The sequence below is a fragment of the Chitinophagaceae bacterium genome (genome assembly GCA_007695095.1).
In the GTDB taxonomy this organism is placed as follows: domain Bacteria; phylum Bacteroidota; class Bacteroidia; order Chitinophagales; family REEL01; genus REEL01.
On record REEL01000105.1, the window covers coordinates 1 to 5555 of the forward strand.

Below are 5555 nucleotides of genomic sequence, written 5' to 3' on the forward strand. Positions count from 1 at the left end.
TTCCTGCCGGTAAACCGGTTGCTGTTGCAGCATTCATGGTTGAATCGCCGTTCCAAATAAAATTGTATGGAGCGGTACCGCCGCTTGCGATAACAGTTGCCTGGCCGTCGTGTTCACCAAAACAAGAAACGTTTGAAGAAGAAATTGATACAGTTAAGGGAGTAGATGACTCCTGAACAACTGCAGTTGCAGTAACAGTGCAATTGAAAGAATCTGTTACCAGAACCTGATATGAGCCCGATTGTAAATTTTGGATTGAATCAGTACTTAAATTAGAGTCATTATTCCATATGAAAGCATAAGGCTCTGTTCCACCGGAAACTTCCACACTTGCAGAGCCATCGCTATATCCAAAACAACTCACAGGTGTTGCCTGTGTAGATAAAGTCATAGGGTCATGGTGATGAACAATAACTGTATCAAATACAGGTGGACAAGAAGGGTAAAATCCGTCTCTTGCTTCCAAGGTATAAATTCCGGGTGCAGGTGCGAGAAATGTATCGTCAGAGCCGACAAGATTCCCATTGCTATCTCTCCAAAAGAAAGTGTAATTGCCATCACTACCGTGTATCTGGCTATTAAGCAGTACGCCTGAAGCTCCCGGACAAAAAATAGCAGGGTTAGGGGTAATCTCAACTGAAAGGTCATTCACTACATTAACTCTTACTGTGTCACATATTGGGAAAGCCGGTGAACAGACTCCTCCATATATCTGTCCACAAACCAGATAATCTACATAAGCAGGTGCATTAGCGTCCGGGATAAAAGTTGTTTGACTACACCCGGATGTGCAAGTCAGGTATTGATTATAGATTTGATTAGGTGATGTTATATCGGTCCAGGTAATTGTATTTTCTTGGAAACCTGTAACTTCTAAATCTACTGTGCATCCGTCTCTTGTAGTATCTTCCATAGGAAAAACGGGACCCGGAATTGAAGTGATTTGATAAGTATTTTGATTTGCCCCGGGTTTACAAAAAGTCAAAATATGTGGCCCGCCGGTTAAGCAAATTGGTTCTGTGATAGGGATTTGAGGGCCACAATCTACTTGATAATACAATGCTCCGGGTGGTTCTGCACCTGATGCAATTCCGAAATGCAAACCAACAGCCAAAGAATCAAGTGTTACTTCAAAAGAAACACATCTGTCAGGAAAGCTTGTACCGCAACAATTTCCTTGTCTGGAAACTTGAGGGGAGATATACACACCTGCCGGATCACCGGTTAAATCAGCTATGAAATGAGGAGTTATAGAATCACAAAAAGGAGATTGCCCATATAAATCTTGTTTATTTGCAAAAGTTATAAGAACTATCAAGATAAATGTAAAGCATCTAACCATATTTTATTCATACGTTGTAAATGGGATATAGTTACTTAATTCAGGAGGGTTAAAAAAGTAAGAGAGCATAAAAGTCTCGGTTTTATGCAATTATAAGACTGTAAAATTAGGTTTCAGTTTTAATCAATTTTCATAAAAACAATAATTTTTATTAGGGGCTATAAACTTTCTGTATTTTTATCAATCAGGAAAATAAAGTATGTCAAACTGAACTAAATTTTCTTGATTGTAATAAAGTGAAAATATTTAATGTTATGCAAAACAAAATCCTTGTAGTTGAAGATGATCAAAGGGTTTCGTCTATTATCAAAAGAGGCTTGGAAGAAAACGGTTATGAAGTGCAACAGGCTTGGAATGGTTTGAGCGGAAAAGAAATGCTTCAAAATAATCTTTTCGACCTGGCTATCGTGGATATTGTCATGCCGGAAATGAATGGACTGGATTTGTGTGCTGCAATCAGAAAAGAAAAACCCAACTTCCCCATCATTATGTTAACGGCTCTTGGCACTACTGATGACAAAGTGGAAGGTTTTGATGCCGGAGCGGATGATTATCTTGTTAAACCATTTGATCTCAGGGAATTGCTTGCTCGCATTAAAGTGCTGCTCAAAAGAACCCGGCGACCTGTAGAAAAGGAAATTACCAAATTGGAGTATGCTGATATGCATCTGGATATCAACCGAAAAACCTTATTCAGATCAGGAAAAGAAATTACACTTACGCCAAAAGAATTTAGCCTGCTCATGTTCATGATGAAAAATCCGGAGCGGGTATTATCCAGAAAAGAAATATCCAAAAAAGTATGGGACATGGATTTTGATACAGGCACTAATTTTATAGATGTGTACATAAATTACCTGCGAAAAAAAGTGGATCGTGACTTTGAACAAAAGCTTCTTCACACAAAACCAGGAATGGGATTTATTCTAAAAAAAGACAATTAATGCAAATCCAAAATAAACTCACATTGATGTTTACGGCTATAGCCGGTGGTTTGCTCTTGCTGTTTTCTATAGCCATTTATATCACTTATGCAGAAAACCGGGAAGAGGAGTTTTTTAAACAGGTGCGGATTCAAGCGTTGACTAAAGCCAATATACTGCTGGATGCAAAAGTAGAACCTGAAGTGATTCAAACCATTTACCTGAATACCAGGAATGCAATGTTTCAGGAAGAAATTGCTATTTATGATACGGCATTTAACCTGCTTTATCATGATGCAATTCACATTGATATTGTAAAAGAAACACCTGAAATGATTCAGGAAATCAGAGAGAAAGGAGAGATTCGTTTTTTCGAAGATAAATGGCATGTTATAGGATTCAGTTATTTCCACGAAGGGGAAGAATATGTGATTACGGCAGCAGCACGTGATGTTTATGGCATACAAAGTCTGCAAAACCTTGGATATGCTTTGACAGTTGCCTTTTTTGCAGTAATTATTCTGATATTTTTCGGAGGACGTTTTTTTGCAAGACAAGCGCTGAAACCGGTATCGGAATTGGTTGATAATGTTGAAGAAATTACAGCCACAAATCTTGATTTACGCGTAAAAGAAGGGAACGGTAAAGATGAAATTGCTGAACTTGCTATCACTTTTAACCGAATGCTGGAACGTCTGGATAGCGCATTTGAGCAACAAAAAAATGTGGTTTCAAATATCGCTCATGAAATCAGAAATCCTTTGGCGGCAATGATTGCAGAATTAGAACTTGCCGAGAGCCGGGAAAGAAAAAGTGAAGAATACCGTCAGGCTATAGCGTTTGCACTTAATGATGCAAAAAATCTTTCAAAATTGGTTTCCGGTTTATTGGATATGGCTAAAGCGGATTATGATGAAACAGAAATTACATTCAAATCTGACAGAATAGACGAAGTGTTGATGGATGCTATTGCCGAACTCAGAAAAAACCACAGTGATTTTCTGGTAGATATAACTATAGACGAATCAGTTGAAGATGAATCACAAATGATGGTAAAGGGGAATGCATATTTGTTAAAAACAGCTTTTATAAATTTGATGGACAATGCCTGTAAGTTTTCTAATGATAAACGATGCGAAGTTGAAATTTCAGCTAATGAGCACTATTGTTCAATAGCCTTTATTGATAATGGTCCCGGAATAGTTAAAGATGATCTACCTAATGTATTCTCTACTTTTTATAGAGGAAAAACCGTACAGAAGAATAATGGTTACGGTATCGGGCTTTCACTTGTTAAAAAAATCATTGACCTTCACAAAGGCAATATCACCGTACATTCTGAAAAAGGCAAAGGGAGTGTGTTTACGGTGGAGTTGAGGGTGGGGTAGTTTGATCTAAAAAAGGTGGTCTGTTAATCTTTAGTCAAATCACAAGCAGAAAATAAATACCTGATTATCTATTCTTTTTTCGGACTTGCCTTACTATTCTTAGAATGTAATCTTCAAAAGTTTCTTCTTCATGCATTGGAAGACTTTCTAATGATGAAGCAAAAGAATCTAACAAATTATCATATTGGGTAAATATTTTAGTCAATTGCTTTTCATCACCGGTTTCCCAGTATCTACCTTCATCTAACATTCGAAAATCATCAAGGTATTTTTTACTCAAATACTTAAACAGGTGTATGATAAATTTATGTGTTTCAATACCGGCAAACTGGGTTTTAACAGAATTCATGTACAGGTAATCTTTTTCCGGTTTTTGCTTAGCTTTACCCCATAGCATCAAATTTGCACTGTTGCTCATTCTGCCATTAGACAAAAACTCAATCGGAATTGTTTCACATTCGGGTGGTGTGAAACTGATTCCATAAACCTCATCGTCGTGCTCTTCTTTATCTGTTGAATTTTCCGGAAAATCAGTCTGATAGACCGCATATGGCCATTTATGTACTTCAGCTATTTCCCTTACTTCTTCTATCAATTCCGGCAGAGAAGCATTTTTCCTGAATTTTCCGCTATAGTGTATGGATAAACCCATCTAATTGGATTGTTTATTAAATGAGCAATACTAATCTGCAAGGTAAAAATATGCAAGCCTTCTTTCAAGATATGAACAATTGCTTGTAATATTGTTATAAAAAGATGTTTGTGATAAAACCTCTCCAATTCCGGAAGCATAATAAGTATTAAAAGTATGTGTTGGGTTGCAAGCAGTAAAATCAGTTCCATCCGGTCTGAAGTAAGTATTCAAACTTCGCTTTACATCAAAACTACCAGCCGGAACATCAATACTATGATCTGTTTCGTCCATTATAATAAATGAGATATAACTATTTAATTGATCTTCGAATAAATCAAGTGTATCAGAGGAATTGGTATAACTCATCATTATAGTTCCATTTTCTGAAACAAGATAGCCGGTTGAATCCCGAAGTACCTGAGTCCTTTTCATTCCGAAGTAACCTCCTTCATAAATGGCGTAACTATAACCATTAATCAATGTATCTCCTATTAAATAAACGGTATCTTGTTTAGGCTTTATGGTTTCATTTCCAAGACTGTCTATGTTATAAACATCATATACCCAATAACTTCCGGGAGATGTTACAATCTCAAAATGATGAGTGTCAGCAGGGTCTTCATTAACAGGTTTATCCTCTTTTTTACAGGCTGAGAGGAAAATGATAAGCAGAAAAAAGAAATACTTATACATGTTTAAAATTTTAGTTTTTATGTATGTGACAGGAATAGATAAACGCAAACACTTATGTGATATTGTGATTTGTTGATAATGCAATCTTGTTAATTGATACTCATTCTGAAGCAATCCATTTATTAAGAAACAATGAAAAATCTCAAACTCCGAATATCAGGATTTGTTAGAAGTTTCAAAAGCAACGGCAAGCCGGGATTTGGCAGAGATAGTATATAAATGGGATATTCTTGAAAAAGTTGGACAGACTGGAGCGGGTACAGTTAATAAATTGAAACGAAAGGGCTCACAATGGGCTCGAGCTTGGTTCATTGTAATTGCACAATTATTGCACAACAATTGCACAATAATTGCACATTATGCATCATTGATATGCATTAAAATAAAATGGAGTTTAGCATGTTCATTCAGGCATTTGTGATTCGAGTAAAATCATCTTATTTATTATATTTACCCTCTGTTAAAAATTAGAAAAACATTGTTTTTATACAATGCCGTTCTATAAGCGTTTAAAATGTTAAAAGAAAATCAAAACATAGAATATAAAGCCAATTGGAGAGACGAATACCTAAAGT

Annotated in this window: 6 protein-coding genes; 3 read left to right on the forward strand and 3 right to left on the reverse strand. The window is 36.3% G+C overall.

Annotated elements, in window-relative coordinates:
• Positions 1 to 1342: hypothetical protein (locus tag EA412_06615; GenBank protein ID TVR79378.1), on the reverse strand; the 1342-nt coding region annotated here is incomplete at its 3' end.
• Positions 1343 to 1596: 254 nt separating this feature from the next.
• Here EA412_06615 and EA412_06620 point away from each other — a divergent pair.
• A complete protein-coding gene (locus EA412_06620; protein TVR79379.1) occupies positions 1597 to 2286 on the forward strand; it encodes a DNA-binding response regulator in 690 nt (229 codons plus the stop codon).
• Complete coding sequence (locus EA412_06625; GenBank protein ID TVR79380.1) at positions 2286 to 3653, forward strand: sensor histidine kinase; 1368 nt, start codon at positions 2286 to 2288, stop codon at positions 3651 to 3653. Before EA412_06620 ends, EA412_06625 begins: the two co-directional genes overlap by 1 nt.
• A 64-nt stretch (positions 3654 to 3717) precedes the next feature.
• Here the strand turns inward: EA412_06625 and EA412_06630 are convergent, their stop codons facing one another.
• Both EA412_06630 and EA412_06635 read right to left on the reverse strand, forming a co-directional pair.
• Positions 3718 to 4305: a hypothetical protein gene (locus EA412_06630; protein ID TVR79381.1), complete on the reverse strand. Its 588-nt coding sequence runs from the start codon at positions 4303 to 4305 to the stop codon at positions 3718 to 3720.
• Between the two features lie 30 nt (positions 4306 to 4335).
• Positions 4336 to 4980 (reverse strand): hypothetical protein, encoded by a 645-nt coding sequence (locus EA412_06635; GenBank protein ID TVR79382.1) that lies wholly within the window; start codon positions 4978 to 4980, stop codon positions 4336 to 4338.
• Positions 4981 to 5179: 199 nt separating this feature from the next.
• On the opposite strand from EA412_06635, the gene EA412_06640 reads away from it, so the two are divergent.
• Complete coding sequence (locus tag EA412_06640; GenBank protein ID TVR79383.1) at positions 5180 to 5401, forward strand: hypothetical protein; 222 nt, start codon at positions 5180 to 5182, stop codon at positions 5399 to 5401.
• Positions 5402 to 5555 lie beyond the last annotated feature (154 nt).

Bases quoted from the DNA above. Each gene is read 5' to 3' on its own strand.
- EA412_06635 (TVR79382.1), bottom strand. From the start codon at position 4,980: ATGTATAAGTATTTCTTTTTTCTGCTTATCATTTTCCTCTCAGCCTGT.
- EA412_06625 (TVR79380.1), top strand. From the start codon at position 2,286: ATGCAAATCCAAAATAAACTCACATTGATGTTTACGGCTATAGCCGGT.
- EA412_06620 (TVR79379.1), top strand. From the start codon at position 1,597: ATGCAAAACAAAATCCTTGTAGTTGAAGATGATCAAAGGGTTTCGTCT.
- EA412_06630 (TVR79381.1), bottom strand. From the start codon at position 4,305: ATGGGTTTATCCATACACTATAGCGGAAAATTCAGGAAAAATGCTTCT.